The organism is Pseudomonas serboccidentalis, assembly GCF_028830055.1.
Taxonomy (GTDB): Bacteria; Pseudomonadota; Gammaproteobacteria; order Pseudomonadales; family Pseudomonadaceae; genus Aquipseudomonas; species Aquipseudomonas serboccidentalis.
This window is the reverse complement of record NZ_CP101655.1, coordinates 1,875,609-1,902,143: the sequence shown is the minus strand read 5'-3', so window position 1 is coordinate 1,902,143 and position 26,535 is coordinate 1,875,609. Positions and strand designations below refer to the sequence as shown.

The following is a 26,535-nucleotide window of genomic DNA, read 5'->3' as shown; positions in this document are numbered from 1 at the left end:
GCACGGATGAATCTGTTGGCGGCGATTGCCAGTTTTATCAAAGTGGTTGAAGCCGGCTCCATCGTCGGCGCCGCCAGGACCCTGGGCGTCAGTGCCGCCGCCGTGAGCCAGACCCTCAATCGCCTCGAAACCCACCTCGGCGTACGCCTGCTGCAACGCACCACTCGCCGCATGGCCCTGACCGAGAACGGCGCGCAGTACTACGAAAAGGTCAAACGCATCGCAGCGGACCTGGAGTCGGCGCAGAGCTCGATCATCAGCGATCAAGGCGAGCTGCAAGGCCGCTTGAGCATCGCCTCCACCTCCGCGTTCGGCCGCCACGTGCTGGCCCCGCTGATCGCCGGTTTCGCAGCGCTGCACCCGCGCTTGCTGCTGGAGCTGTCGACCACCAATGGCAAGATCAATCACATCCAGGACAACATCGACTTGAGCCTGCGGATCAAGCCGCAACTGGAGGACGGCATTGTCGCGCGCAGGATCGTTTCCCTGCCCTTCATCTTCTGCGCCGCCCCCGCCTACCTTGCACGCGCCGGTGTGCCGCAATCACCGCAAGAGCTGCAGCACCACGCCTGCCTGGCGTTCCGCTATCCACTGGACGGACGCTTTCTGCGCTGGGGTTTGATCCGCAACGGCCAGCACTACGACGCCCCGATCAACGCCACCGCCATCAGCGACGACATCGACGCCCTGGCGCAAATGGCAGTCAACGGCGCGGGCATCACGCGCCTGGCCGAATTCGTCGCCGCGCCCTATCTCGAAAACGGTCAACTGGTGCCGCTGTTTGAACATCGCCCAGGTGAAGCCCACGCGTATGTCGAGCCGATGGACATCTATGCCTGCGTGCAGGAGCGTGCGGCGCTGACGCCGAAGGTCAGAGCCTTCATGGATTATTTGACCGAGCACTTGAAGCGGCGCTGGCCGATGGAAAATGCTTTGGCCCCATCGTTTCACACACCCACTGAAAAGGATTTGCAGTGAACACGCCACGTTATGCAAAAGGCTCAGGACAGCCACCCGTACATCTGGCGTCGATCAACTCGACCGACTCGACGACGGGCTATCTGATGTTTGCCGGTGCTGCAGCCGGAGAGCGCAAGATAACGTTCACGTCGCACGCCGAGCGCGTACGCCTGCTCAACGAGCTGATGCTTGCGCGTGTACCTTTTGCTGTCGGGGGCATGTGCCCCGGTCCGGCGGATGAAGTGGCTTTACTGATTGCCAGCGCAGCGCTGGCAGGCCCTTACCTCGAGCTATCCTGGACGGGACCGCAGCAATGGGTTGTGCGCCAGATGACCAACAGCGCGGATCAATGGCAGTTGGAACCTGACGTCAGCGAGATTGCCAACACATCATTCGACCCGGTTTCGCTAACAAGCTTTGTTGGAAACGCGGATACCCCTGCTCGCTGAAAACCTTGCTCGACGGTCGCGGGATCAATTGACCCCACGAACTGCGCAGCGTGATCAGGAGCGTTTATGCTGTCGAACCTGATACCTGTCAGGTATCAATCGGCAAAACCACGATGAGGCCCATTTCATGAGTAAAGCGCCCTACGTACCGCCCAAAGTCTGGAAACACGAAGCACCGTCCGGCGGCCAGTTCGCCAGCATCAACCGCCCGATTGCCGGGCCGACACACGACAAGACGCTGCCGGTAGGCAAGCATCCGCTGCAGCTGTATTCGCTGGCGACGCCCAATGGCGTGAAGGTCACCATCCTGCTGGAAGAGTTGCTCGCGCTGGGACATACCGGTGCCGAATACGATGCGTGGCTGATTCGCATCAACGAAGGCGATCAGTTCTCCAGCGGCTTTGTCGAGATCAACCCGAACTCGAAGATCCCGGCCCTGCTCGACCGTAGCGCGCAGCCGCCGATTCGGGTGTTCGAGTCCGGTTCGATCCTGTTGTACCTGGCGGAAAAATTCGGCGCCTTCCTGCCGAAAGATCCGGCCGGCCGCACCGAAACCCTCAACTGGCTGTTCTGGCAGATGGGCGCGGCGCCTTATCTGGGCGGCGGTTTCGGGCACTTCTACGCGTACGCGCCGGAGAAGCTCGAATACCCGATCAACCGCTTCACCATGGAAGCCAAGCGTCAGCTCGACGTGCTCGACCGACGCCTGGCTGAAAACCGCTATCTGGCCGGCGACAGCTACACCATCGCCGACATCGCCGTCTGGCCGTGGTACGGCCAACTGGTGCGCAACAACGTGTATTCGGCTGCCGAGTTTCTAGCGGCCCAGGAATACACCCATGTGCAGCGCTGGGCAGAGGAAATCGCCCAACGCCCTGCGGTGATTCGTGGCCAGCGCGTCAACCGCACCTGGGGCGACGAGGCGAGCCAGGTCGCCGAGCGGCATCAGGCCAGCGATCTGGATTGACGCTCGCGCTTAAACGGTTTGCCGGCGCATGGTCAAGATCGCCGCACCAAAACCGATGAACGTGGTGCCCACTACCCGGTTGACCCAACGCGACAACGCGGGCCGGGTCAGCACGCCTTTGGCCCGGGAGGCCAGCGCGGCATACAGGCTCAGCGACGTGACTGACAACGCCATGAAAATCGAAGTCAGAATCAGGAACTGCGGCAACAACGTCGCACCCTGATCGATGAACTGCGGGAACAGCGCGGTGAAAAACATCGTCGCCTTGGGGTTGGTCACCGCCGTGAGGAATGCCGACTTGTACAGCTTCATCCGGCTCGGTTTGCTCTTGCTCACGTCATCGGCGATAGCGTCGGGCAGCATCGGGCCTTTCTTGAACAACTGCTTGAGCCCGAGATAGAACAGATAGCCGGCACCGAGAATCTTCACCGCGTTGAACAACCACTCGGAACTCGCCAGCAACGCGCCCAACCCCAGCATCGCCGCCGCCGACAGGCAGAACAGGCCACTGGCATTGCCCAGCGACGACCAGATCGCGCTGCGCTGCCCGTGCGCCAGACTGTTGTTGATCGCCATCAGCGTCGCAGGCCCGGGGCTGGCGATGGCAATCGCGGCGACGAGGGTGAAGGCCAGAATCGAGTGAGAATCCATTTTCAATGCTCGTAGGTGGTGAAGTGTGGCATGGTACCGCAGCTGCACGTCACTGTGCCTGCGGGTTGTTTTCCCGGTTGCTGCACGTTCAGGCGATGCGCTAGCCGCGCACGATGCGGTAGGTTGACTGCACCAGGCCCGAAGGAAAACTGTGACTGGAGACCAGATCCAACGCAATGTCCTGCGCAAGCGCGCCGAACAATGACCTTCCCGACCCGATCAGCACGGGAACCGTAGTGATGACCATATCGGCGAGCAGACCGTCGCGCAGGAAGGATTGCACCATCTGCCCGCCGTCGACATACACCCGCGCAACACCCTGGCTCGCCAGCTCCGCCATCAGGTCGGCGGGCGCGTGATTGGAAAAACGCAGCTTACCCTGCAGCGCCTCGGGCACCGGTGTATCCACCAACTGTTCGGACAGCACCACCACGGGCCGATCATAGAAGCATGTGTCGAAGGTCAGCACCTTCTCATAGGTACCCCGCCCCATCACGATCACATCCTTGTCGGCAATGAAGGTGGAATAGCCATGGTCTTCTGTCTGATCGTCACGCTGTAAAAGCCAGTCGATCTCGCCATCCGGGCGCGAAATGAAGCCATCCAGACTGACGGCAATGAACACGTGGGCAGTGGCCATCAGGGCCTCCTTATTCGAGGGGCGGTGCCCCAGTTATCCTCAACTGAATTTCGAAAGCAACCTGAGTGTGCGACTCCAGACCACGTCGCCGGCACGATATGATGAGCGCTTTTGATCGCTGGCCATTGTCAGCAAGGAACCCGAAATGCCCCCTGGAAAACGTGAACTGGCGAGGATCGAGCGCCGCTTGATTGCCACGCTCACCGATGCGTGTGAAACCGCAAAAGCTGAAATCAAGGGCTTCACCTGGCTTACCCATACCGCTGACCTGAGCGCTTTGACGGCAACGCTGACAGTCACCTGGGTGTTCGAAACCGAGGCCGACAAAACCCTCGCCCTGACGCAAGCCAAGGCACGCGTCTTCGAGCTGACTGCCACCGCGCTGAGGGAAGCCGACATCGACCTGTCCCCTTCAGACGCTTGCGTGCGCTTCGACTCCGAGCAAGAGTGCCAACGCACGCACGGTGGCAACTGGCGTGAGCGTCTGGCGCGAAACACACGGGGGCAACGGTAAACATCTTGCTTGCGATCAGGTTCGCTATCATCGTTGGCAGCAGGTTTTCTCTCTCAGGGACAGTGAAACCATGGAACAGTCCAGACCCGATCCAGGCGCCGACTGGGTATTGCGCAGCACTCAGCCGGGGCGGATAGAACGTATCGAGGCCTGGTTTGGCGGCCATGGCTACCACCCACATCGACACGACACTTATTCGATCGGCCGCACACTCTCCGGCGTGCAAAGCTTTCACTACAAGGGCTCCCTGCGCCACGGTTTGCCGGGAAACACCTTGCTGCTGCATCCGGATGAATTGCACGACGGCATGGCCGGGACCGAAGCCGGTTTCCGCTATCGAATGGCCTATATCGACCCGGCCCTGATTCAGCAGGTGTTGAAGGGTGAGCCGTTACCGTTTATCGCCGGCGGCCTCTCCAGCGACCCGCGTCTGTATCGTGCCAGCGAATCGTTCGTGCAGGCGATGGATCACTCACTCGACCCGCTGGAAGAACAGGACGCCCTGTTTGATCTGGCAATGGCACTGCGGGCGGTGGCGGGTAAGCCTCGTGGGCGCAAACTGCTCGATTACCCGGCGGCCGAGCGCGCCAGGGAATTCATCATGGCCCACCTTCATCAGAGCGTGACGCTGGAGATGCTGGAGCAGGCCAGCGGCCGAGAAAAATGGAGCCTTTCCCGGGACTTCAGAGTGCTGTTTGGCACCAGTCCCTATCGCTTCGTGACCCTGCGCCGTCTGGATGTATTCCGCGCGCTGGTGCTTGACCGATTCTCGCTGGTGGATGCCGCTCTGGCGGCGGGCTTTCACGACCAAAGTCACATGACCCGGCACTTCACCCGTACTTATGGGGTGTCTCCGTCGCGCTGGCTGGAGCGCGTCCGGGCACATCGTCAACTTGCAGGATCGTACAAGCATTGCCAATTGCCCCTTCGCTAGGCTGACGACTCCTGTTTGAGAGAGGATCCGTCATGCCACACACCCGCAAAGAAGCGAATCTGCACGCCATCAATCTGGCGCAAAAAGCAGCACTGATCGATCAGCCATGGAGCCCACGCGTGGTCGCCGAAATGAACGACTACCAGTTCAAGGTGGTTCGCATCGAAGGTGAATTCATTTGGCACACCCACCCGGAAACCGATGAGGCTTTCATCGTGATCGAAGGCACGCTGCGGATCGATCTGCCCCATGGCAGCGTCTACGTCGCGCCGGGTGAGCTGTACGTCGTGCCACGCGGGACCGAACATCGCACGGCGGCGGAGGGAGAAGCGCGCCTGATGATGATTGAGCCTCGAGGGGTGCGCAACACCGGGCACGAGGGTGGCGAGCGCACGGCTGACAACGACGTCTGGATCTGAGCAAAAAGGCGCCGTGAAGCTGCGGTTTGACGGCGCCACTTGATGAGTTTCCAGCCCTGGGCGTTACCGCTGATAGTGCGCAACCAACTGGTCGAGAAACTCGAAGAGTTTCAGGTTCATCGCCGCATAGACGTTGGCCGCCAGCAAAGACCGACTCAAATCGGTCCCTCACTCGCCTGGGTTTTATTGGCTTTGCGGCCACGTGAGGCAGGCCTCACCGGTACGCTTTTGCCGTATTCATTCCACCATTGAGCGAGCGCCTCCATCGTCGGCCCGAGTGCGCGTGCTTTTGCTGTCATTTCATACTCCACGCGCGGGGGCACTTCTGCGAAGACCGTTCGCGAGATCAAGCCATCGCTCTCAAGCTCCCGAAGTTGCGCCGTCAGCATGTGTTGTGTAATGCCATTGATCGCTTTGCGCAGCTCGCCAAAACGGTAGATTCGCTGATTTAGCATCCACATGATCTCCAGCTTCCACTTGCCTGAAAGCAGCGAAAATGCGCGCCGCATTTCCTCGTGCATGTTGATCTGACCGTCATCATTAGTCTGGTTTTCCATACTAAGTACCAGTTTTTCATCCTACTTGTGGTTTTTCATGTTAGACGACATCTTCGCCCTAAGCCGAAGTAAAAACACCTGCTTAGGAAAACCTCATGATCGAAAATTATATTTACTGGATTAGCACGGCGCTGCTTTCGTTGCTCTATTTCGCCTCTGCCTTGATGTACATCGCCAAGGGAGACTTTGTTCGCAACGCACAAGCGGAGTTGGGCTATTCAGCCTCCCATCTGGTGCCTTTGATGATCGTGGTCAAGATACTGGGACCCGTCGCGATTTTGTGGCGCTTCAATGTGGCAATCAGTGATCTGGCTTATGCCGGCATGCTTTATCACTTGTTGCTCTCAGCATCAGCACACCTGGGTGTTCACAAACCCAAAGGTTCTATCCCGGCAGCCGTAGGAATCATTCTCCTGGCCACCTCCTTCGTGACACAAAACGTTGCTCGCGAATATCCATCGCCTTATGCACCGGTAACGATCATCCAAGAAGCTCTTAAGTAATGGGGAACAACATGACTCGACTCAATGAAAAAGTTGCCATTGTCACCGGCGCCGGTCGGGGTATCGGCCGAGCCATCGCTAAACTTTTCGCGATGCAGGGTGCGACGGTCGCGGTCGTTTCGCGCACGGCTGAAAATGTTGATCAGGTGGTTGCCGAGATCCAGGCCGCTGGCGGCATCGCCCTCGGAATCGTTTGCGATATCGCTGATCCCGTTCAAATTACTGCCACTGTCGACAAGGTGATGGCTGCCTATGGACGAATCGACATTCTGGTTAACAATGCTTTCGATCCTTCTGTGGTTTTTTCATCGGTGATTGAGCTATCAGCCGAGCAGTTGCAGCGTAATTTCGAAATGGGCCCGATTGCTTATCTGCGAACGATGCAGGCGTGCTATCCCCATCTCAAAGCCAGCGGTGAGGGCCGGGTTATTAATTTCGCGTCCCTGGCCGGTGTCATTGGCATGCAGGGCTATGCGCCTTACAACATGGCAAAGGAAGCCGTACGTGCCTTGACTCGCTCTGCGGCCAGGGAATGGGGCGCTGACAAGATCACGGTCAACAATGTCATGCCGGTCGCTGACACGTGGGGAACCGCGGTCGATGTACCTGCCCCCACTAACGTGCTTGGTCGTTATGGATCACCGGAAGAGGATATTGCGCCGGTGGTGTTGTTTCTCGCCAGTAAGGATGCGCAGTTCTTGACGGGATACAGCCTCACGCCTGACGGAGGCCAAATCATCGACAGCGCCCGCTGACGGTCCTGTGCAAAAACCAAGCGTCGATTCATCAAAGCTGCATACGCCATATGGGCCGCGCGACGAAGCACTTGTACGATGTCTTACCACAAGGTATTACTAGGTCTCCAAAAAAAATAAAACCACGGAGATCGCTACATGGACTCATCCCTGTCCGCCCCCCCTGAAAGCCTTGACCGGGCAAAGGGCAATACTCGCCGCAACTTCCTGAAAAAATCCCTCGCTGTTTCCGCCACGCTCGCCACCGTCGGCAGCGCCGCGCTAACCCGAATCTCCGAGGCCGCCGAACCCTTGAGTCAGCGCTACCCGGATCCACTGATTCACATCCTCGACGACAGCTTCCTCGAGCTACGCGTTTTCAACGCCAGTGTTGAAAAACTCGCCACCGGTATGCGCTGGGCCGAAGGGCCGGTGTGGGTTGGTGATGGCCGCTACTTGTTGGTCAGCGACATCCCCAATAATCGCATCATGCGCTGGGACGAAATCACCGACACCTTCACCGTGTACCGCGAACACTCGAACTTCTCCAACGGCATGTGCCGGGATCGCCAAGGGCGTCTGATCGTCTGCGAAGGCTCCACCACCACCCGCGAAGGCCGCCGCATCACGCGCACCGAATACAATGGCACGATCACCGTGCTGGCCGACAGCTTCGACGGCAAGCCCTTCAACTCGCCCAACGACATCGTCTGCAAAAGTGACGGATCGATCTGGTTCAGCGACCCGCCCTTCCAGACCAGCAACAACTACGAAGGCCACAAAATCACCCCGAGCCAACCCCACGCCGTGTACCGCATCGACGGCGAGAGCAAAAAAGTCACTCGGGTCATCGACGACCTCAACGGCCCCAACGGCCTGTGCTTTTCTCCCGACGAAAAAACCCTGTACGTCGTCGAAGGCCGCGCCAAGCCCAATCGCCTGATCTGGGCGATTGCCGTGAAGGACGACGGCACACTGGGCGAACGCCGCAAGCACATCGAGGGGCTGGACTATGCCGCAATCGACGGCATCAAATGCGACGAAGCGGGCAATCTGTGGTGCGGCTGGGGCGGCAATGGTGATCCCAAGGCCGACCTGGAGAAACTCGACGGCGTGCGCGTTTTTAATCCGCTGGGCAAGGCCATCGGACACATTTCCCTGCCAGAGCGCTGCCCGAACCTGTGCTTCGGCGGACGCGAAGGGAATCGGCTGTTCATGGCCAGTAGTCACTCGATCTACTCACTGTTTGTGAATACGCGTGGCACTACGTTTGCGTTGTAAAAAAGACGTTCGTCTCGCGATCGTTGCGTGACTATCGAAACAATATCCTGCCGCGCATCATCCGGCGATGCGCGGCATTCAAGCCCGTTGACTGTCCCGGCACATGGCTAAAGCAATCAGGATCCGACAACCGCTCACTCGGTCGACGCGACGGAGGCTTTGCTGCCCAAGCGGATCAGTTCATTGGAGAAACACAAGCCGACGATGATCAGTGCCGCTCCCGCGTACAGGCTGTCGCGCGGTACTTCGTTGAGCGCCACAAACGCCAGCAGCGCGGCGAACAGTGGCTCGGTCAGCTCCAGCGCTTGCACTTGGGATGGCTTGAGATACTCGATGGCCTTGGTGGTGCAGAAGAAGCCCAGGATTGTCGGCAGCGTGGCCAGCGCCAGCAGCGCAGCGATCGCCAGCGGCGACAGCTCGCCGATCGCGAAACCATCGGCCGCAGCCGGCATCAGCAAGTACAGGCTGCCAAAAAATAACAGTTGTCGGGTGAAGTGCAGCCCCCCCGACACCCCCATTCGCTTCATGGCAACCGAAAAGGCCCCATAGCCGGAGCCGGCCATGGAGGCGAGCGCAGCACCTTGCAGGGTAAAGCCCTGCTGCAGGTCGCCGCCGAAGATCACCGAGATCCCGGCGATAGCCAGTGCGGCACCCACGGTCGCGTTCGCAGTGATGGCGTCCTTGAGAAAAATGCGCCCCAGAATGATCGAGGAAATTGAGGCACTGGCCATCAGCACCACTACCACACCTGCCGCAGCATAGTGTCGATAGGCGGACGTTTCGAAATGGAACAGCACAAAGATGCCAAGGAATGCGCAGATAGCCGCCTGAGTCCATTTGATCGACGCCGCCGGGCGCTTGAGGAAAAACAACAGGATCGAGAGAAGCACGCAACCCAGTACGGTCTTGATGACCGCGACACTGCTGGCGGTGAAACCATTACTCATGAGTATTTTGCTGAGTACACCGATCGTTGCGTTCAGTGCCGCAGCGGAGAGTGCAAACATGACGCCTTTGCTGAAAGTGGATTGCATTGATGACGATCCCTGTCGCTGAATTGTCGTCCGATAGAATGCCGCCCGATATCGACGGCGCACAGTTTGAGGATACGAAGATCCCGCCAACGCCAGTATTTATTTGGCGATGCAATAGGCGTTGACGAATGTTGCAGTGTGCTGCAAAGACTGACGTATATCCGGTTTGGCTATTCCATGCCTGTTGGCAAATTGCTCGACCGCCGTTGTATCAAAACGAGTGGTCTGGATAAAGTCCAAGGCTTCGGGTTTTGTATTCAGAAACCACGCGACGGGCGCAATACTCAGCAGCCACTTCAGCAATCGGAGCGGAATGTGATGCTTGGGAGACTTTAAGCCCAAAGGTTGTGCCACCTGTATCAGGAGTTCTCGCAGGTTTGGCGTCTGGTCATCAAGCGCCAGCAGTTCCTGGCCCACCATGGCAGGATCAAAAGCACACACTGCCAACAGCTCGACCAGGTAATCCACAGTAACCAGTGGCAGCCAGTGCTCGGCGGTACCGGGCACGGCGGTCAGCTTTCCCTGCACAAGGTTGCGTATCAGCTCCACCAGCGGCTGACCGTCAAGGATATGCCCGGTACGGCTGTGACCACAGACAGTCGCAGGGTGGACAACGGTCATCTCCCCGCCCTTGGCAGACATGACCTCCAGGGTCGCAAAATGCGCCTCCAGCTTGCTTCCCTCGTAACCCCCGACACGCCGGTAGACGGCAGGCCAATTCGTCAACTCCGGATGACGAGGATCAATTCCGATGCGCTGCAGATGTTCATGATTTTTCAGCATGTAGCCGCCGATCATCACTAAACGGCTGTTTTGCTCAGCCGCCAACAGCGCCACGCGCTTTGCCCCTTCCACATTCACCGCACGAGAATGCTCCACCGAAAGCCCCCATGCGAAGTGGGCGCCCAAGTGGAATATGACGCTGGCGTGCTGTAGCCCTTCTCGGTCCTCAAGACTCAGCCCGAGGTTGTCCCGTTCCAGATCGCCGGCAACGGCAAATACCCGGGTTGCGCACCCTCCCAGATTATCGACTTGCTCGCGCAGTGCAGCCAGTCGCTCCGGGCGACGCATCAACACCCGAACGGTGTGACCTTTTGCACTCAGATACGCCACCAAATGTTGACCGATGAAGCCGGTCCCCCCCGTGACAAAGCACTCCACGCCCATTTCCCTGTTCCTTGTTCAAGATGAGAAATCAAGCGTAAACTGTCGACCCAACTCTACAGTCAAGCGGTGTTTTCATGAGAATCGGCGAACTCGAAGCCCGTAGCGGCGCCAGCCGCCATACGCTGCGTTACTACGAGCAAATCGGCCTGATCTCAGCGCTGCGGCAAATCAACAACTATCGCGTTTACACCGAGCAAACTCTGCAGGATCTGGACTTTATCCAGCGTGCGCAAAGCATGGGGTTTTCCCTGGGGGAAATCGGCGAGATTCTGGACGCGCAGCGGAACAAGCTGATCGATTGTGCTGACGGCGCCAGGCTGATTGAAAAAAAGATGGCAGAGATCAAACAGAAAATCGCCAACCTCCAAGGCATTTATCGGTATCTGGATGAAGAGCGCGCAAACCTCGAAGCCAGTGCTGCCAGGCAACTTGAGCTTCAACAGCTGAACAACGCTTCAAACTGAACGGTCAACATCCGGGGAACGGAAGCTGCAGCCTGCCTCCAGTTTCAAGCCCATGGCTGACGCATTTTCTGAAACCTTGTAGCCAGGTTCTGGACGGTAAGCGTCCGCCCAAAAGACCTTGCGTGGTTGAACGGGCGCCCTTCTACGCGGCAGCTAACACAGACAGAATTCGGCCAGAAACGGCCTTGGGGCGAACGATAAGTCCATAAATTTCTGCATTAACTGAAGTTCGGCTCGGTCAACACATTGAGCCCTGACTGGCGCAAACGCATGCGAAAAAGATAATCACGAAGATTGGGTGTTTTTTTCAGCCATTGCGCACTTTCGGGCACGCGTTCCAAATAATCGAGCATAGGCGTCAGGATGGCGTCCGCCATGCTGTAGTCCGCCCCGCAGAAAAATGGCTGCTCATCCAATTGCTGCGCCAGCAGCCAAAGTGTATGGATAGCCATTGGCTCGGCGATAGCCACAGCGTCTCTATCGATTGGGCGTGACGGCTGTGCAGGTGAAACCAGTAATAAAAGATAACGACGTATCAGTCGATCATCGGCATACATCGCCAAGGCAGCGGCCCACTGATCGACCTTTACCTTCTGGGCCAAGTCAGCGGGCCTTGGAGAAACAAGCGCAAAGGCTTCATCCAGGTAGCGGCAAATGGTGGTTGTTTCAATTACGCTCCGCTCTCCATGCAGCAATACCGGGACCTTGCCAAAAGGATGCAGTGCCTTGTGTTCAGGGCTGTGCAACCTGATCGCATTACCATCCACGTGCATCCCGTGTGTGTAATCCAGCGCTTTCTCCTCGCAGTAAAGTCTGACACTCCGTGCGAAGGTGCTAAATCCAGGTCCCAGTATGTGCAATCTCATGTGTAGCTCCTTGAGGGGTAGAGTCGGCAATTCTGGTCGGTATGACCTTATGTTCAAGAACATAAAGTCCCGTTTTGTCATACTCCAGCTCACGCTTTATCAAGGAGAAGACGAATGCCCTGGCCTGCTACACAGCGCGCAACCACTCGACAGATGATTCTGGATAGCGCCGCGCGACTCTTCGCACTGGAAGGTTTCGACAAAGTCAGTATCGACTCAATTATGGAGAGTGCGGGATTGACCCGGGGGGCTTTCTATAGTCACTTCGCATCCAAAACGGAGCTTTACACCGAAGCGATTAGAAATGCCGCGAACGCAGGGGGCGCGATGCTCGAAGAGGCTGGTAAAAATGGTTTGCTGCAGGTAGTGAAAGACTATCTCCGCATGGACCATCGGGATGCAAGCCGCATGCACTGTCCGTTAGCGTTCATGGTCAATGATGCTGCTCGACAGGATGGAGCCATCCAGGAGAGCTATACCCAAGTGCTCTCAGCGTTCATCACACGTCTAGAGTCCGGGCTGAAATCGACGACACAGACGAATACACGCCAGCATGCTGTGCAAATTGCCGTAGGGATGATTGGTGGCTTGGCACTCGCTCGAGCTGTGGCCGATGACCAATTGGCGCAAGAGATTCTCACAGCCTGTCAGCAGGGATGTTTGCAGCTCGTTGAGCCATGACCTGCCACAACAAACGAGGCGCCTTATTACCAAGGGTCAACGTCGCCAGAATGCAACTGGACCGAGCGTTGCAGGCGCACAAACCGGGTGATCGACCGTAGGCGATCATCAGCGATGTCGATCAAACCGTGCTGAGCAGCAACAGCTATTGGGGCCATGTGATCAACAGCCCAAGCAATAAAGGCGCTGATCTGACTTCAGGTTTGAGGGTGCGACAACGCTTCTCGCCCTCTTGTTCAGCCCGACCAGGATCAGCCTTGAGTCAGATAAACGCGGCCTCGACAAATGCCTCCAGCGCTTTCTCTTCCAGTATCTCGATGGAAAAATGGCCAAAGCGTTTGGGCAACCAGATGATGCGTCCCCCCGACGGGGATTGCAGATTCGCCCGCGCTAATGGCTGCCCGTTTTCGTCTTCCGGCTGAACACCGGCGGCCAGCAATTCGTCATAGGCTATTTCGATATCCGGGGTCGAGTAACAGTGACGGTAAATCATCCCCTCGCCGGCAGAATCCAGAAGCGCTTTCAGATTCCCGGCCAACGGCTGCACCAACATGAAACGCTCCTGCCCGATCAGCGCAATCGCGTAACGCACCTGTAGCCCGCCCCGCTCCCAGACCAGCGTCTTGGAGATTCTGGCGTTGAGTATGTCCGCATAGTAAGCACAGGCTTCTTCGAGATTATTGACCAGTACATCGACGTGACTGAATTTCAGATCCATTGCGTGGCTCCTGTCGAAACGATACTCATGGTAACCACTACGCGGTTGTTCATGGCGTCGGTTTCCTCACCGAATTCCCATTGGAATACCTTCCCGTCTATGAGACAAAGGCCTGAGCCTTTCGAGGGACCACGCCATCAAGGAGCGCTGCACCCCATGGATGAAACCATCACTTACCGAATCGCAACGGTCGAAGATGCCTTGAGCATGTGTGAGTTGGGCCAATTGCTCAATGAGGTGCACCACACTGCCCGTCCCGACATCTATGCACCTGCCACCGAAGCGTTTTCCCGTGACCTGCCTCACTGGTCGGGGCTGTTCGAGAGGCCGGGCCATGTTGCCTTTATTGCCCATGTCGGTCATCAACCTGCGGCGTTTATCACGGCCAGCCTGTCAGCCAGTTCAGGGCCGTTGATGCAGTCGCAGAATGTTGTGCGCATCGGTTCGGTGTGTGTCGCCGAACAGTTTTCGGGAAAAGGCATTGGACGCGGGCTGATGGATCTCGTGAAAAACTGGGCGCTCGGACAGGATGCCCAGGATCTGCGTTTGACGGTCTGGGCGTTCAATACCCGGGCCGTGCGGATGTATGCGGAGTTCGGATTTGAACCCCGCGCTTTTGAAATGGGCATGCGTCTGTAGCGGTTCGCCCGCTCGCAGCACCCTGCCTCAGCCCAGTCGCATCGACAGCTCGATGTCATCGGCAAACGGCACGGACAGATAACCGTTCTGCGGCGCACGCACGTACGCCAGGTATTCCGGGCAGTAGTTGGTGTTGTCCGCCACCACCAGCGCGCCCGGTTTCAGGTGTTGTTCCACCAGGAGCAACACATCGCCATACAGCGCCTTGGCCCCATCGAGCAGGAGCAGGTCGACTGACGGCGGCAGGTCGCTGGCGAGGGTGACGAGCGCATCGCCTTCGCGGATTTGCACCAGATCGCTGACGCCGCCCTCGACGAAGTGATGGCGTGCCAAGGCGATTTTCGCCGGTTCAAATTCGCTGCCGATCAGCACGCCACCACCGTTGTCGCGCAGCGCCGCCGCCAGGTGCAGGGTGGACAGGCCGAACGAGGTGCCGAATTCGACGATGGCCTTGGCCTTGGCATTGCGCGCCAGCAGGTACAGCAGCTTGCCGGTGTCGCGCGAGACTGGCAGCCACAGATCCTTGAGCATGGCGTAGAGTTTCAGGTACTCGGTCTTGCTGTGCATCAGGCGTTCACGCTCCTCGCCGGACACCGTTTCCAGCACCGGGCTGGTGGCGGCGCTAGCTTGGCTGTAGAGACGTTCGATCAGGCTGGCCAACGGTTCAGAGGTCAGGGTTGTCATGATTGCTTTCCGTCAATGGGGGATTAAGATGCGAGCAATTCGTCGCATTTAAATGATGCGAGTGATTCACTCGATCCGCTATTCGCGTTTCCCTTCGAGGCCCGAGCCGCCCATGAGCAATCGCCAGACTGCCCGTATTTCCTCGCGCAAACAGCCGCAGCAGGCACGCTCGGCTGATCTGGTCGCGGCGATTCTGCAGGCGGCTATTCAGGTTTTGACCGAGCACGGCGCCAGCCGTTTTACCACCGCACGGGTCGCGGAAAAGGCTGGCGTGAGCATCGGCTCGCTGTACCAGTACTTCCCTAACAAGGCGGCGATTCTGTTCCGTCTGCAGAGCGATGAATGGCTGCACACCACGCAGATGCTGCAGCAAATTCTGGAAAATCCCGAACAGCCGCCACTGGCACGCCTGCGCACACTGGTGCAGGCGTTCATCCGTTCGGAGTGTGAGGAAGCGCAGATGCGCGGGGCGCTGAACGATGCGGCACCGCTGTATCGCGATGCGCCCGAGGCTGACGAAGTACGTGCGGCGGGACGGCAAATCTTCGCCGTCTTCATGTGCGAGTTACTGCCCGAAGCCGGTGAGCCAACCCGCACCGCAGCCTGCGATCTGATCCTGACCACGCTCAGTTCGGTGGGCAAGGATTTTTCCGGCAACCCGCGTAGCGATCCGCAAATCACCGCGTTCGCCGATGGACTGGCGGACATGTTCAGCGCCTACGTGGTGGTGCTGAATCAGCCTTCAGGGTAAATCCGGGTGAACTGCTGCTCGGTGACGAGCGTGCCCCACTGACTGCCCTGCTCTTCTTTGCTCAGCTCGAAGCCGGACGCCTCATACAGTCGGCGCGCGGCGTCGAGGCCCTTGAAAGTCCAGAGTTGAATGGCGGCAAAACCCTGCTGGTCACAAAACGTTACGGCCGCGCTCAGCAGTTGCCGGCCGACACCGCTCCCGCGACAGCCATCATCGAGGATGAACCAGCGCAGATGCGCTTGATGGTTGCCCAGGTCCTGCCCGTCGATCGCGATCGAACCGACGATGCGCTCGTTGAGGGTCGCCACCCAGATCTGGTTGCACGGCTGATCGAGGCGCCCGACAAACTCCGCCACGCCACTGGCGACGCGGCTTTCGAAGACCGCGCCGAAACCGGCATGCTGCGAGTAGTAATCGGCATGCATTTGCGCCACGCGGCCAATCAACCCCGGGCGGTAGCCGGCGCTGATGAGCAGGTTCGGCGTGAGTGCTTGATGGGTGCCCAAGCGGATCGTTTTGAGGGCGTGGGCGTAGGTGGTGAGGCCCTGCGCCACGCTCTGTTGTTGCGATGGGTTGAGCGCCTGCAACGCCTGGCTGACCTGCGCCTGGCCGAAGGCGTGGATAGCGGCAACGGTCTGCCGGCCTTGCGGCGTCAGGTGCAAGCGCTTGACGCGAGCGTCCTCGGCCGTACGCTCCTCGATCTCCCCGGCCTTGATCAGTTTGCCGACCATGCGGCTGACACTGGACTTTTCCAGCCCCAGGCTTTGCGCCAGTTGCGCAGCGCTCACACCGTCCCCGGTCTCGATTTCCAGCAGCGCGTGCACGCCGGAGGCGGAGTAGTCGGTCGCCGCCAGCGTGGCGCGCATGAAGCCCAGCTCACGCACCATGGTGCGCGATGCCGTGCGGATGTCTTCGATCAAGGCTGGGGCAATCGTCATGACCAACCACCTCTGGAATATGGTTGTACGATACAACCATATTCCAGTCACGCTGCGCAACGGGCCGGCTACGCTGGGTAACGGCGACGCGTATCCGGTCGACAAAACTGGCAGCACGTTTCACCATGGCCCCTTTCCTTGAAATGACAGCGAGGCGTCGTAATGAGCCAATCCACCATCCGCGCGTTGATCCTTGACGACTATGCCAACAACGCTTTTCGCGAGGCACAGATCGAGCGCCCGGTGCCACAAGCCAATGAGGTGCTGGTGCGCATCGTGGCCAGTGGCGTGAACCCCATCGACTATAAAATCCGCACCGGCCATGCGCCTTACGCGATGCCAGAGCTGCCGGCGATTCTCGGAACTGACATGGCCGGCGTGATTGAAGCGGTCGGCGCCAATGTCAGCCATCTGTCGGTGGGCGACGAAGTGTTCGGCATGGTCGGTGGTGTGCGCGGTTTGCCGGGGTCGCTCGCCGAATACCTGGCGGTGGATGCCGACCTGGTGGCGCTCAAGCCGAAAAATCTCGGGTTTCGTGAGGCGGCGGCCGTACCGCTGGTGTTCCTGACGGCGTGGGAAGGTCTGGTCGACCGCGCGCATGTCCAGGCCGGTCAGAAGGTGCTGGTGCATGGAGGCGCGGGCGGTGTCGGGCACATGGCGGTGCAAATCGCGGCTGCTCTGGGCGCTGAAGTGTTCGCCACCGTATCGCCGGGCAAGCGCGCGATTGTTGAAAGCTACGGCGCCACGGCCATCGATTACAAAAACGTGTCGGTCGAGCAGTACGTCAGCCAGTTCACCGACGGCAAGGGCTTCGACGTGATCTACGACACCGTCGGCGGCAAGAGCCTGGATGATTCGTTTGCGGCGATCCGGCTCTACGGTCACGTCACCAGTTGCGCGGCGTTCGGCACCCACAACCTGGCCACCGGTTCGCTGCGCAGCGCCACGCTGTCGGGGATTTTCGTGTTGCTGCCGATGCTCACCGGCGTCGGGCGCAAGCACCACGCACAAATCCTCGGCTACGCCACGCGGTTGATCGAGGAAGGCAAGGTCAAGCCGTTGATGCATGCTGAACACTTCAGCCTCAGCCAGGCGCGCCAAGCGCACGACGCGGTGCAACAGGGCACGGCGATTGGCAAGGTGGTGATCGACGTCGCTTGAGCGACAGAAACTCAGGACAAAAAAAGCCCCGCAACCGAATGAGGTGCGGGGCAAAGTATTGGTTGGTTGCGGCCAACCAAAGGAGCTCGGTCAAAACAGTTGGCAAACCCGGGTCAGATGCAATCCTGGGCGGCGCGTTCAAAGCTGGAAGGCAGGAAGTTCGAGGCCAGCAAATGGCGCTCGTAGATGAACACCTTGCCGCCGCTGCCGGCCTTGTAGGCTTCCAGCACGTTGTCGGCCGAAACCTTGCTCGGCACCACGATCCGGTAGCTGCGCTGGGTCTGCGAGACGCTCGGGTTCAGCGCACTGAGTTGCAGCTTCGGCACCACGCAATCGGCGTACTGCGCCGGGGTCTTGCTGGTCTGCAGGGTCAGCGTCGGGTCGTTCGGCGCGGAGGCGCAACCGGCGAGCAGCAACGAGGCAACGGCCATGGACGGGGCAAATAAAGAGCGCATCGGTGTAGTCCTGAAAATAAAGGTTCGGTTCAACTGGCAGCGGTTCAGCGTCACGGCGCCGCCGCTGCCCTTTTGGTTTTGAGTATTCAGCTTGAAGCCACCAGTGCCTTGAGCGAGGCATCGAACTGCTTCAAGGCATTGAGTTGCAGGTCCCGTTGTTTTTCGATCTGCGCGGCAATCTCGTGCGCCGCTTTATCGTGTACCCAGACCGCCGGGATCTGTTTCTCCACAGCGCCTTCGGCCTTGCCGATGTACTGCAGGTCGGCATCGTAGAAACGCGCGATGAAGTGCGCTTCGAACAGGTTGTTCTGCTGGGTCAGCAAGCGGTTGAAGGTGTCGAGTTTCACCACGATGTCCGGATGTGCCTGAATCAGCGCATCGAGGTTGTCGTAAACGGTCACCGACATGAACTGACGCTGTAACGAGCTGAGCAACCAGTCGATCGCCAGTTCCGGATCGGAGCTGCTGACAAAAGCTGCGCGAATCCGTGAGTCCAGCGCATCCTTGGCACCGTGCAGCGCCATGTCGTGGTAGCGCGTCAGGTAATCAAGGTTGTCCCGGGTGTTTTCGCTGTACAACACACCTACGCTCTGCGAATGCTGCAAGCTCGCGCTGCTGCCGGCGATCGGTTGAAGATGACACGCACAGGCGTCGTCTGCGTAAGACGGTGCCGTGGCCATCACGCCGCCCATCAGCAGGGCGATCAGTGCCAGTCGGGTCAGTGTCTTCATCGCGCGTTTCCTTGAGCTGCGTGTTCAATGGAGGCAATTTTCCGCCTATTGCCTGTAAAGCTGAACTTGCGTTTCGTGATGGTCACTATTACTTCTAGCGATAGTTGCGCACGATAAAGACGGGTAACACACTCATCCACAACGACTAAAACAACAGTGAGGAAGCCGAATTGAGAACCTTTGACCTGATCCGCGACGCAGTCTTGCCCGACTTTCGCGAGCGGGTGGCCGAATACCTGGTGCAGTACGAAAGCGTGTTGCTGGACAAGGACATCACCGATGCGCGGCTCAAGCGCGACACCGCCAATCAGTTGCGTGGCTACCTGCGCGGGCTGAACACCACGCGGGTATTGGGCATGGCCTACTGGGAAGAGCTGGATCGACGGGTCGTCGACACCTGGCTCGCGCCACAGCCGTGACGGCGGACGCCGGGCAGTGACGGTAGCGCGCGGCGCCTGCCAAAACAGGCCCGAACGCTTACAATCGCCCGTCTAACCGACTTCAGACAGGCGCTTCAAGAAATGCCGCTCGATCCACCAACGATGCTGACTATCTCGATCGCTCTCGCAGCCGCTGCTGCGCTGTACCTGGCGATCGAGTGGCGTAGCATTCGTGAGCCTTCGCTGCTGTTCTGGAGCGCCGGTTTCGCCACGATCACCGTCGGTTCCACCCTGGCCTTGTTGCGCAGCAATGGTTTTCTGCTGATTGGCATCTGGTTCGCCAACGGCTTGCTGGTGACCGCACACTTCCTGTTTCTGCTGGGGGTGGCGCGCTTCACGCAGATCCGCCTGCCCCGCGCCTGGTACCTGATCTTCGTCACCTGGCTGGTGATGCTGTTGCTGCCGGACGGGCCGCTGTGGTCGAAGGTGATGCTGGCCGCCAACTCGCTGCTGGTGGCCGCCTCGACGCTCAAGGCGAGTTTTCTGCTGCGGCCCCATGGCAAATCGCTGAGCGTCGGCGCGGTGCAACTGCGCTACGTGTTGCTGGGCCACGGCATGTTCTATGTGGCCAAAGCCCTGACGGTGATGATCCCGGGAACGTTGATCGATCTGGCCGCGTTTCGAGGTGAAATCATCCAGATCTCGCTGGTCGAAGGCGCGATGGCAATCATGCTGATCGCGTTGTCGATGACCGGCACCGAACGCTACCGGCGCGAAGAGCAGATCGCGCGGCTGGCCGCCCGTGATCCACTGACCGCCCTCTACAACCGCCGCGCCCTCGAAGTGCGCGCCCCGCGTCTGCTGCAGGATGTCTCTCCGACGCGACCCGGCGCCCTGCTGCTGATCGATATCGACAATTTCAAACTGGTCAACGACCAGTACGGCCACACCGCCGGCGACCGCCTGCTGGTGGCCTTGAGCGAGATGATCCGCGCCGAATCGCCCGATGAGGCGCTGGCCGCACGGCTGGGTGGGGACGAGTTCGTGATTTTGCTGAACAACGCACCGAGTGAACGCATCGTCACCCTCGGCGACACCCTGCGCGATCAGTTTCAGCGCACCGCGATCCAGGCATTTCCGACCTCGGAACCGGTGACACTGAGCATCGGCGCGACCCTGTTCAACACACCGCCGGCCAGCCTCGCGGCACTGATCGAGCAAGGCGACGCCGCGCTCTACGAATCCAAGCGCGGCGGGCGTAACCGCCTGCGCCTGACCGGGCTCACCACTTCAGGATGACCAGACCCATGTCCAGTTTCGATACGCCCCTGCAAGACCTCGCCGCCCCCGAGGGCGTCTGCTACGGTTGCGGCGGCCGCAACCCTCACGGGCTGCACGTCAAAAGCGTCTGGCACGAGGACGGCGTGCACGTCATGGCCGAACACCTGCCGGACGACAAATACTGCGGCTGGCCGGACCTGGTGTACGGCGGCTTACTGGCGATGCTGGTCGACTGCCATTCCAACTGGACGGCGATGGCCTACCACTACCGCGACGAACAGCGTGCACCGGGCAGCCTGCCGCGCATCGACTGCGTGACCGGCAACCTCGGCATCAAATTCATCAAACCCACACCGATGGGCGTGCCGCTGACCTTGCGCGCCAGGGTCGAGGGCGAGGTCGGGCGCAAGACGCGGGTGATCTGCGAGGTGTACGCCGCAGATGTGCTGACGGCGATTGGCGATTCGGTGTTTGTGCGGGTCGATACCGGGCAACTGGCGGATGCGGCGCACGGGCGCTGAATCCCCACGCCCCCCTGTAGGAGCTGTCGAGTGCAACGAGGCTGCGATCTTTTGATTCTGATCTCGATGGAGGCCACCAAAAATCAACCTCAAAAGATCGCAGCCTTCGGCAGCTCCTACAGAACCGATACTTGAGCAAACGCGGCTAGGCGCGCCTACGCAAAAATCGACGAGGCTATTGCAGACCGCACTTCTCAGGAGTTTCCACCCAGTGTCCGAACTGCCGACCGACTTCGCCTACACCCGACGCTTCAATGCCGTGCTCGCCTACATCGATGCCCATCTCGAGGGTGACCTGTCGGTGAGCACGTTGAGTCAGGTGGCGAACTTTTCGGCGTTTCACTTCCATCGGCAATTCAGCGCCTTCATTGGCGTGCCGGTCTCGCGCTATGTGCAACTGATGCGTTTGCGCCGGGCAGCTCATCAACTGGCCGCGCAGCCGGAACACTCGATACTGGACGCCGCGTCTGACGCCGGTTTCGAGAGCCCGGAAGCCTTCAGCCGAGCGTTCCGGCGCGACTTCGGCATGACGCCGAGCGCCTTCAGGAAGCAACCGAACTGGCAGACCTGGAATGCGGTATTTGCCATCCCTCACTTTTCCAGGAGCGTCATCATGCAAACCAGAATCATCGATTTCCCGACCGTGCGGGTCGCCGCGCTTGAGCACTGCGGCGCGCCGGCAGAGGTTCAGCAAAGCGTGCAGAAATTCATCGCGTGGCGCCTGCACAGCGGCCAGTCGCCCGTGGCGTCGAGTCGTACCTTCGGCATTCCCTACAACAACCCCGACACCACGCCGGCGGAGGATTTTCGCTTCGCCATCTGCGGCGAGATTGACGAGGCCGTGGCGCCCAACGCATTCGGCGTGCGTGAAATGGTCATCCCCGGCGGTCGCTGTGTGGTGGTGCGGCATATGGGTTCGCCGGATCACATCGGCGAAACGATCTACCCGATCTACCGCGACTGGCTGCCAACCAGCGGCGAAGAGTTGCGCGATCATCCGCTGTTTTTCCATTACCTGAGCGTGCATCCAGAGACGCCGCAGGCGCAATGGCAGACGGATATTTACGTGCCGCTGCAAGCGTAAGATTCACTGACATGTTTTTCCGCTTGTCGTGCGCAAGGCCAACCCCTTATAAGAGCGGCTTTCTCTCTCGACATAATGGGTGCACACATGAGCAATGCCTGGAACGAAGGGTATTTCACCGACGAGGGTTACACCTACTCGTATAGCCGGGAAATCAACCCGGTGTTCCAGCGTTATTGTTTGTTGTTGCGCGGTTTTGCCACGCTGGAGAATGCCGACGGCTACCACTGCGAACTGGGCTTCGGCCAGGGCGTCTCGATCAACATCCATGCCGCTGCCAACCCGGGAAACTATGTCGGCACGGACTTCACGCCGTCCCAGGCGGCCCATGCCATCGCGCTGGCGAGCGACTGGAACAGTCAGGCACGGCTGTATGACGACAGCTTCGAGCAATTGCTGGCCCGCGATGATCTGCCGCCCTTCGACAGCATCAGCCTGCATGGCATCTGGACGTGGGTCAGCCGGGACAACCAGAAACTGATCGTCGAGTTCGCCCGCCGTCACCTCAAACCCGGCGGCATGTTGTACGTCAGCTACAACTGCTTCCCGGGCTGGTCGCCTTCGGCGCCACTGCGCAATCTGTTCAGCCTGCACAACCGCTTTGCCAGCCAGACCGCTACCAGCCCGGCCAAACGCATCGATGCCGCACTGCAATTTTCCGAGGCGCTGCTGGCGGCCAATCCCAAATACGCCAGCGCAGCGCCGAGCCTGGGCGCCCAGTTGAACAGCATCAAGGGCCAGAATCGTCAGTACGTGGCCCATGAATACTTCAACCGCGACTGGAACTGCATGTATTTCACGGACGTGGTCGATGCCATGACCTCAGCCAAACTGGACTACGCCACCACCGCCGTGCCGCTGGACACGGTGGCCCCGCTGAATCTGAGCGCAGAAGGCATGGACTTTCTCGAGGGGATCGAGCACCCGATCATGCGCGAGCAGGCGCGTGACTACTTCGTCAATCAGCATTTCCGCCGCGATCTGTACGTGCGCGGCGCCAATCGGCTGTCTGCCGCCGAGCAGCGCGATGGCCTGCTGAGAAGCCGTTTTGCCCTGTTGCAAACCATTGAACACATTCCAGGCATGGTCACCGGCCCCGCTGGCGAGGCTTCGTTACAGGCGGACATTTACGGCCCGGTGCTCGAAGCGCTCGCCGCCAATGCCTACGCACCAAAAACCTTGCAGCAGTTGTCGATGGCCGTCGGCGCTGTTGCTTATGACGACCTGGTGCAGGCCGTCAGCGTGCTGATCGGCATGGGCGTCGCCGCGCCGTGCCAGAGCGAAGCCGCCGAAAGACAGGTGCAGGAGCATTGCAACACACTCAACCTGCAACTGTGCAAACGCGCACTGTTCAACAGCAACATTCAGGTGCTCGCCAGCCCGGTCACCGGCGGCGGTGTGCCGGTCAGCCGTTTCCAGCAGTTGTTCCTGATTGCGCTCAAGCAAGGCATGACCGACCCGCAAGACTGGGCGCAACTGGCATGGAGCGTTATCGGTGATCAGGGCGAAGTGCTGCTCAAGGGGGATCAGCCTCTGCTCACGGCCCAGGAGAATCTCGCCGAACTGACCGAACAGGCCCAGGCATTTGCCGAGACATCGCTGATTATTCTGCAGGCGTTGAAAATCGCCTGACGCTCACTTGCGCGCGGACTGACGCGCAGGCAAACCAGACGACTGGCCGTCCTCCAATGCGGCCAGTCGTCCGCGTTTACGGCCCTGAGTGCCGTCTCCCGAGTAATCGCCGCCGTATCTTCCGCCCCGCTCCCCGGCAAAAAAGCAAAATTGCCATGTGTTTCCATCGTTCCTTGTTGCGTCGCACTGTTCATTGCCCGTTCCTGTCTGTCTGGAGTTTCCTCGATGCCCTCGCCCAAATCCCTGCCCACTGCCCTGTTGGGTCTGGCCCTCGCCTGCCCGGCCATGGCCGAGGAACCCAAAGGCATGGAGTTGGGCCAGGTGCTGATTTCGGCTGAGGAGCAAAGCGGCGCAGACGCCTCCGTGGCCGAGGCCGAAGCGCGCCTTGCGCAGGTGCCCGGCGGCACCAACGTGGTCGACATGCGCCAGCCGTTGCAGGGCAAGGTGGCGAGTAATCAGGATGTGCTGGCGTATCAGCCGGGGGTCTACGCGCAGTCCGCAGGTAACGAAGGGGTGAAGATTTCGATCCGTGGTTCGGGGATCAACCGTGCTCCGGGCGCCCATGCTTCCGGGCTGTACACGATGCTCGACGGCCTGCCGCTGACCGGCCCCGGCGGCACGCCCTACGAATTGCTCGAACCGCTGTGGCTCGACCATGTGGAGGTGCTGCGCGGCGCCAACGGCTTCGATCGCGGCGCACTGGCGCTGGGCGGCGCCATCGATTACGTCAGCCACACCGGCTATGACGCGCCGAAACTGCAGGTGCGCTATGCCACCGGCAGCCACGGCTATCAGCAGCGCCAGGTCAGCTCCGGGCAGGTGCTGGGCGACTTCGATTACTACGTGTCGCTGACCGATTCGAACGCCGACGGTTATCCGGATCACACCGCCAGCGAGAGTCAGGGCGTGATCGCCAACTTCGGCTATCGCTTCAACCCGAACCTGGAAACCCGTTTCTATTTCCGCTACCGGCAGACCGACAACGACCTCGCCGGGCGCGTGACCAAGCACTCGATCGAGCACGATCCACGGGCGGCCAACCCGGCCTACGTGTCGCGCGACGACAGCCGCAAGCAGCCGGGCAGCACCTTCATCGGCAACAAGACCACCTACTACATCGACGACGATTCAAGCATCCAGACCGGGCTGGTCTATCACGACTACCCGATGGACCTGCGCGAAGGCCCGAATCGCTTGAAAGTGGCCTACACCGACGTCAGCGGCACCTTCGACTACAAGCGCCGCGACACCTTTCTCGGGATGGAAAGCCGCAGCACCGTGGGCCTGCGCACCACCAAACACCTGCCCAACGACGGCGCCAGCGAATTCGTACGCATCCCCAGCGGTAACACCGCCGGCTACGCGCCGGGCACCCGCATGCGCAACTTCACCTATCAGGGTTCGGACACCGTTCTGCACGTCGGCAACGACCTGGAGATCGCCGACGATCTGTGGCTGACCACCGGCCTCGCCGCCCTCTACACCCGCCGCGAAAGCGCCGTCACCTACCCGCAAAGCGGCGGCAAGACCAGCCAGAACGACTGGGATTACGCCCCGCGTCTGGGCCTGCGCTATCAGGTCACGCCGGACCTGCAACTGTTCGGCAACCTCAGCCGTTCGGTCGAAGCGCCACATCCGTGGTCGCTGATCTACAGTTCGAACATCCGCTTCCCGGCCGGCAACGGTCCGGCGACCGGCACCCAGCGCGACCCGATCAAACTGCAAAACCAGACCGCCACCACCCTCGAACTCGGCGGCCGTGGCGACAGCGCGCTCGGCCAGTGGAGCCTGGCGTGGTACTACGCGCAGGTGCGCCATGAATTGCTCTCGGTGCTGCCGGACGCCAACACCGTCACCCCTTACGAACTCAACGCCAGCCCCACCGTGCATCAGGGTGTCGAAGCCAGTCTGCAGAGCACGCTGTGGTCAGCCGATGACGGGCGTAAATTGACCCTGCGCCAGGCCTACACCTTCAGCGACTTCCACTACCGCGACGACCAGCGTTTCGGCGACAACCGCCTGCCCGGCCTGCCGATGCACTACTACCAGGGCGAACTGCGCCACGACTGGCCGCAAGGCTTCTTCGCCGCGGTCAACACGCAACTGGTGTCCAAGGTCGCGGTGGATTACGCCAACAGCTACTACGCCGATCCCTACGCACTGTTCGGTGCCACCGTCGGCTACAACGCGCCGAAAAACGACTGGCAAACCTGGCTGGACCTGCGCAACCTGACCAACCAGCACTACGCCGCGACGGTCACACCGGGGTATGACGACAAGGGCCAGGATGCAGCGCGGTCTACGCCGGGTGAAGGATTGGGGGTTTATGTCGGGGTGTCGTGGAGTTTGCTTTGAGGCTTTACCGATTTGGCAACCCTTGTAAAAAGCGCTCTCGATCAAAAAGGAGGTTTCCGGGAAATGGGACCGAAAACGCAGGAGCTGATCAATGTTCTGGGTCAGTTGATCGAGATACTTGAAAGCGATGGAGACACGCACTGGAACCAGTGGATGCGCAGCGCAAGAGCGCGTCTTCTTGACTCCGATTACTCCGGGGTCACCTACTTATTGTCGGCCTACGGTGGAATGGGTTCGTTCAATGATGTGGTTTTAGGGCAGAGTCGTGTCGATGGCGTATTCGCCTGGAAACCCGGCCACGTCGAGTTGAACGAACAATTCGACACGTTGCGTGCCGAGGCTGCGCGACTGGCCGAGGCAATCAGGGATTCGCAAAACTGACAT

General features: G+C 59.8%; 32 protein-coding genes. 21 read left to right on the top strand and 11 right to left on the bottom strand.

Annotation, left to right across the window (positions count from 1 at the left end; genetic code table 11):
• Positions 1-6 precede the first annotated feature (6 nt).
• The 3 genes from NN484_RS08865 to yghU all read left to right on the top strand — a co-directional run bounded on the left by NN484_RS08865 (position 7) and on the right by yghU (position 2,376).
• Positions 7-978, top strand: coding sequence for a LysR family transcriptional regulator (locus tag NN484_RS08865; RefSeq protein WP_274658913.1), 972 nt, complete (start codon positions 7-9; stop codon positions 976-978).
• Positions 975-1,409, top strand: coding sequence for a hypothetical protein (locus tag NN484_RS08860; RefSeq protein WP_274658912.1), 435 nt, complete (start codon positions 975-977; stop codon positions 1,407-1,409). Before NN484_RS08865 ends, NN484_RS08860 begins: the two co-directional genes overlap by 4 nt.
• Positions 1,410-1,536: 127 nt before the next feature.
• Complete coding sequence (yghU, locus tag NN484_RS08855; RefSeq protein WP_215499693.1) at positions 1,537-2,376, top strand: glutathione-dependent disulfide-bond oxidoreductase; 840 nt, start codon at positions 1,537-1,539, stop codon at positions 2,374-2,376.
• A 9-nt stretch (positions 2,377-2,385) separates the two neighbouring features.
• On the opposite strand, the gene NN484_RS08850 is transcribed toward yghU, so the two are convergent.
• Complete coding sequence (locus NN484_RS08850; RefSeq protein ID WP_274658911.1) at positions 2,386-3,027, bottom strand: LysE family translocator; 642 nt, start codon at positions 3,025-3,027, stop codon at positions 2,386-2,388.
• Between the two features lie 100 nt (positions 3,028-3,127).
• Entirely contained in the window at positions 3,128-3,667 is a 540-nt protein-coding gene (locus tag NN484_RS08845) for a dihydrofolate reductase family protein (protein ID WP_274658910.1), read from the bottom strand.
• A 145-nt stretch (positions 3,668-3,812) separates the two neighbouring features.
• Between NN484_RS08845 and NN484_RS08840 the strand changes: the two genes are divergently transcribed.
• From NN484_RS08840 to NN484_RS08830, 3 genes are all read left to right on the top strand, one after another.
• Entirely contained in the window at positions 3,813-4,181 is a 369-nt protein-coding gene (locus NN484_RS08840) for a hypothetical protein (protein WP_274658909.1), read from the top strand.
• 70 nt (positions 4,182-4,251) lie between these two features.
• Positions 4,252-5,115 carry an AraC family transcriptional regulator gene (locus tag NN484_RS08835; protein ID WP_274658908.1) on the top strand — a complete coding sequence of 288 codons (864 nt, stop codon included), beginning with the start codon at positions 4,252-4,254 and terminating at the stop codon, positions 5,113-5,115.
• Positions 5,116-5,147: 32 nt separating this feature from the next.
• On the top strand, positions 5,148-5,534 hold the full coding sequence (locus NN484_RS08830) for a cupin domain-containing protein (RefSeq protein WP_127651394.1): 387 nt from the start codon (positions 5,148-5,150) through the stop codon (positions 5,532-5,534).
• Positions 5,535-5,689: 155 nt separating this feature from the next.
• On the opposite strand, the gene NN484_RS08825 is transcribed toward NN484_RS08830, so the two are convergent.
• Complete coding sequence (locus NN484_RS08825; protein WP_127651395.1) at positions 5,690-6,091, bottom strand: winged helix-turn-helix transcriptional regulator; 402 nt, start codon at positions 6,089-6,091, stop codon at positions 5,690-5,692.
• Positions 6,092-6,186: 95 nt separating this feature from the next.
• Here NN484_RS08825 and NN484_RS08820 point away from each other — a divergent pair, with 95 nt between their 5' ends.
• From NN484_RS08820 to NN484_RS08810, 3 genes are all read left to right on the top strand, one after another.
• Entirely contained in the window at positions 6,187-6,594 is a 408-nt protein-coding gene (locus tag NN484_RS08820) for a DoxX family protein (protein ID WP_127651396.1), read from the top strand.
• An 11-nt stretch (positions 6,595-6,605) separates the two neighbouring features.
• On the top strand, positions 6,606-7,349 hold the full coding sequence (locus NN484_RS08815) for an SDR family NAD(P)-dependent oxidoreductase (RefSeq protein WP_127651397.1): 744 nt from the start codon (positions 6,606-6,608) through the stop codon (positions 7,347-7,349).
• Positions 7,350-7,487: 138 nt separating this feature from the next.
• Positions 7,488-8,609: an SMP-30/gluconolactonase/LRE family protein gene (locus tag NN484_RS08810; protein ID WP_215499683.1), complete on the top strand. Its 1,122-nt coding sequence runs from the start codon at positions 7,488-7,490 to the stop codon at positions 8,607-8,609.
• Between the two features lie 134 nt (positions 8,610-8,743).
• Here NN484_RS08810 and NN484_RS08805 read toward each other — a convergent pair whose 3' ends face one another.
• Complete coding sequence (locus tag NN484_RS08805; protein WP_215500368.1) at positions 8,744-9,643, bottom strand: DMT family transporter; 900 nt, start codon at positions 9,641-9,643, stop codon at positions 8,744-8,746.
• Positions 9,644-9,742: 99 nt separating this feature from the next.
• Complete coding sequence (locus NN484_RS08800) at positions 9,743-10,810, bottom strand: SDR family oxidoreductase (RefSeq protein WP_215499681.1); 1,068 nt, start codon at positions 10,808-10,810, stop codon at positions 9,743-9,745.
• 74 nt (positions 10,811-10,884) lie between these two features.
• Between NN484_RS08800 and NN484_RS08795 the strand changes: the two genes are divergently transcribed.
• Positions 10,885-11,274 carry a MerR family transcriptional regulator gene (locus NN484_RS08795; protein WP_127651400.1) on the top strand — a complete coding sequence of 130 codons (390 nt, stop codon included), beginning with the start codon at positions 10,885-10,887 and terminating at the stop codon, positions 11,272-11,274.
• Between the two features lie 218 nt (positions 11,275-11,492).
• Here NN484_RS08795 and NN484_RS08790 read toward each other — a convergent pair whose 3' ends face one another.
• Positions 11,493-12,140, bottom strand: coding sequence for a glutathione S-transferase family protein (locus tag NN484_RS08790; protein ID WP_252191431.1), 648 nt, complete (start codon positions 12,138-12,140; stop codon positions 11,493-11,495).
• Between the two features lie 114 nt (positions 12,141-12,254).
• On the opposite strand from NN484_RS08790, the gene NN484_RS08785 reads away from it, so the two are divergent.
• A complete protein-coding gene (locus NN484_RS08785; RefSeq protein WP_127651402.1) occupies positions 12,255-12,821 on the top strand; it encodes a TetR/AcrR family transcriptional regulator in 567 nt (188 codons plus the stop codon).
• A 262-nt stretch (positions 12,822-13,083) separates the two neighbouring features.
• On the opposite strand, the gene NN484_RS08780 is transcribed toward NN484_RS08785, so the two are convergent.
• Positions 13,084-13,539, bottom strand: coding sequence for a VOC family protein (locus tag NN484_RS08780; protein WP_215499679.1), 456 nt, complete (start codon positions 13,537-13,539; stop codon positions 13,084-13,086).
• 156 nt (positions 13,540-13,695) lie between these two features.
• Here NN484_RS08780 and NN484_RS08775 point away from each other — a divergent pair, with 156 nt between their 5' ends.
• On the top strand, positions 13,696-14,178 hold the full coding sequence (locus NN484_RS08775; RefSeq protein WP_274658907.1) for a GNAT family N-acetyltransferase: 483 nt from the start codon (positions 13,696-13,698) through the stop codon (positions 14,176-14,178).
• Positions 14,179-14,205: 27 nt separating this feature from the next.
• Here the strand turns inward: NN484_RS08775 and NN484_RS08770 are convergent, their stop codons facing one another.
• A complete protein-coding gene (locus NN484_RS08770) occupies positions 14,206-14,862 on the bottom strand; it encodes an O-methyltransferase (RefSeq protein WP_215499675.1) in 657 nt (218 codons plus the stop codon).
• 112 nt (positions 14,863-14,974) lie between these two features.
• Between NN484_RS08770 and NN484_RS08765 the strand changes: the two genes are divergently transcribed.
• Positions 14,975-15,613: a TetR/AcrR family transcriptional regulator gene (locus NN484_RS08765; protein WP_274658906.1), complete on the top strand. Its 639-nt coding sequence runs from the start codon at positions 14,975-14,977 to the stop codon at positions 15,611-15,613.
• Here NN484_RS08765 and NN484_RS08760 read toward each other — a convergent pair.
• Complete coding sequence (locus tag NN484_RS08760; RefSeq protein WP_274658905.1) at positions 15,598-16,551, bottom strand: bifunctional helix-turn-helix transcriptional regulator/GNAT family N-acetyltransferase; 954 nt, start codon at positions 16,549-16,551, stop codon at positions 15,598-15,600. The two genes, NN484_RS08765 and NN484_RS08760, sit on opposite strands and share 16 nt — an antisense overlap.
• A gap of 162 nt (positions 16,552-16,713) precedes the next feature.
• Between NN484_RS08760 and NN484_RS08755 the strand changes: the two genes are divergently transcribed.
• Positions 16,714-17,712 carry a zinc-dependent alcohol dehydrogenase family protein gene (locus NN484_RS08755; protein WP_274658904.1) on the top strand — a complete coding sequence of 333 codons (999 nt, stop codon included), beginning with the start codon at positions 16,714-16,716 and terminating at the stop codon, positions 17,710-17,712.
• Between the two features lie 113 nt (positions 17,713-17,825).
• Here the strand turns inward: NN484_RS08755 and NN484_RS08750 are convergent, their stop codons facing one another.
• Together NN484_RS08750 and NN484_RS08745 are read right to left on the bottom strand one after the other, a co-directional pair.
• A complete protein-coding gene (locus tag NN484_RS08750; protein WP_215499667.1) occupies positions 17,826-18,167 on the bottom strand; it encodes a hypothetical protein in 342 nt (113 codons plus the stop codon).
• 86 nt (positions 18,168-18,253) lie between these two features.
• A complete protein-coding gene (locus tag NN484_RS08745; protein ID WP_127651410.1) occupies positions 18,254-18,898 on the bottom strand; it encodes an ATPase in 645 nt (214 codons plus the stop codon).
• Between the two features lie 170 nt (positions 18,899-19,068).
• Here NN484_RS08745 and NN484_RS08740 point away from each other — a divergent pair, with 170 nt between their 5' ends.
• The 7 genes from NN484_RS08740 to NN484_RS08710 all read left to right on the top strand — a co-directional run bounded on the left by NN484_RS08740 (position 19,069) and on the right by NN484_RS08710 (position 26,532).
• Positions 19,069-19,317, top strand: coding sequence for a hypothetical protein (locus tag NN484_RS08740; RefSeq protein ID WP_127651411.1), 249 nt, complete (start codon positions 19,069-19,071; stop codon positions 19,315-19,317).
• Between the two features lie 102 nt (positions 19,318-19,419).
• The gene (locus tag NN484_RS08735) at positions 19,420-20,577 is read left to right on the top strand and encodes a GGDEF domain-containing protein (protein WP_274658903.1); all 1,158 of its coding nucleotides are present in this window, start codon (positions 19,420-19,422) and stop codon (positions 20,575-20,577) included.
• An 8-nt stretch (positions 20,578-20,585) separates the two neighbouring features.
• Entirely contained in the window at positions 20,586-21,080 is a 495-nt protein-coding gene (locus NN484_RS08730; RefSeq protein ID WP_127651413.1) for a PaaI family thioesterase, read from the top strand.
• Between the two features lie 220 nt (positions 21,081-21,300).
• Positions 21,301-22,164, top strand: coding sequence for an AraC family transcriptional regulator (locus NN484_RS08725; RefSeq protein ID WP_425518806.1), 864 nt, complete (start codon positions 21,301-21,303; stop codon positions 22,162-22,164).
• Positions 22,165-22,251: 87 nt separating this feature from the next.
• Positions 22,252-23,796 (top strand): methyltransferase regulatory domain-containing protein, encoded by a 1,545-nt coding sequence (locus tag NN484_RS08720; RefSeq protein ID WP_274658901.1) that lies wholly within the window; start codon positions 22,252-22,254, stop codon positions 23,794-23,796.
• A gap of 225 nt (positions 23,797-24,021) precedes the next feature.
• Complete coding sequence (locus NN484_RS08715) at positions 24,022-26,151, top strand: TonB-dependent receptor family protein (protein WP_274658900.1); 2,130 nt, start codon at positions 24,022-24,024, stop codon at positions 26,149-26,151.
• A 63-nt stretch (positions 26,152-26,214) separates the two neighbouring features.
• A complete protein-coding gene (locus tag NN484_RS08710; RefSeq protein ID WP_127651417.1) occupies positions 26,215-26,532 on the top strand; it encodes a DUF6966 domain-containing protein in 318 nt (105 codons plus the stop codon).
• The last annotated feature ends 3 nt before the right edge of the window (positions 26,533-26,535 follow it).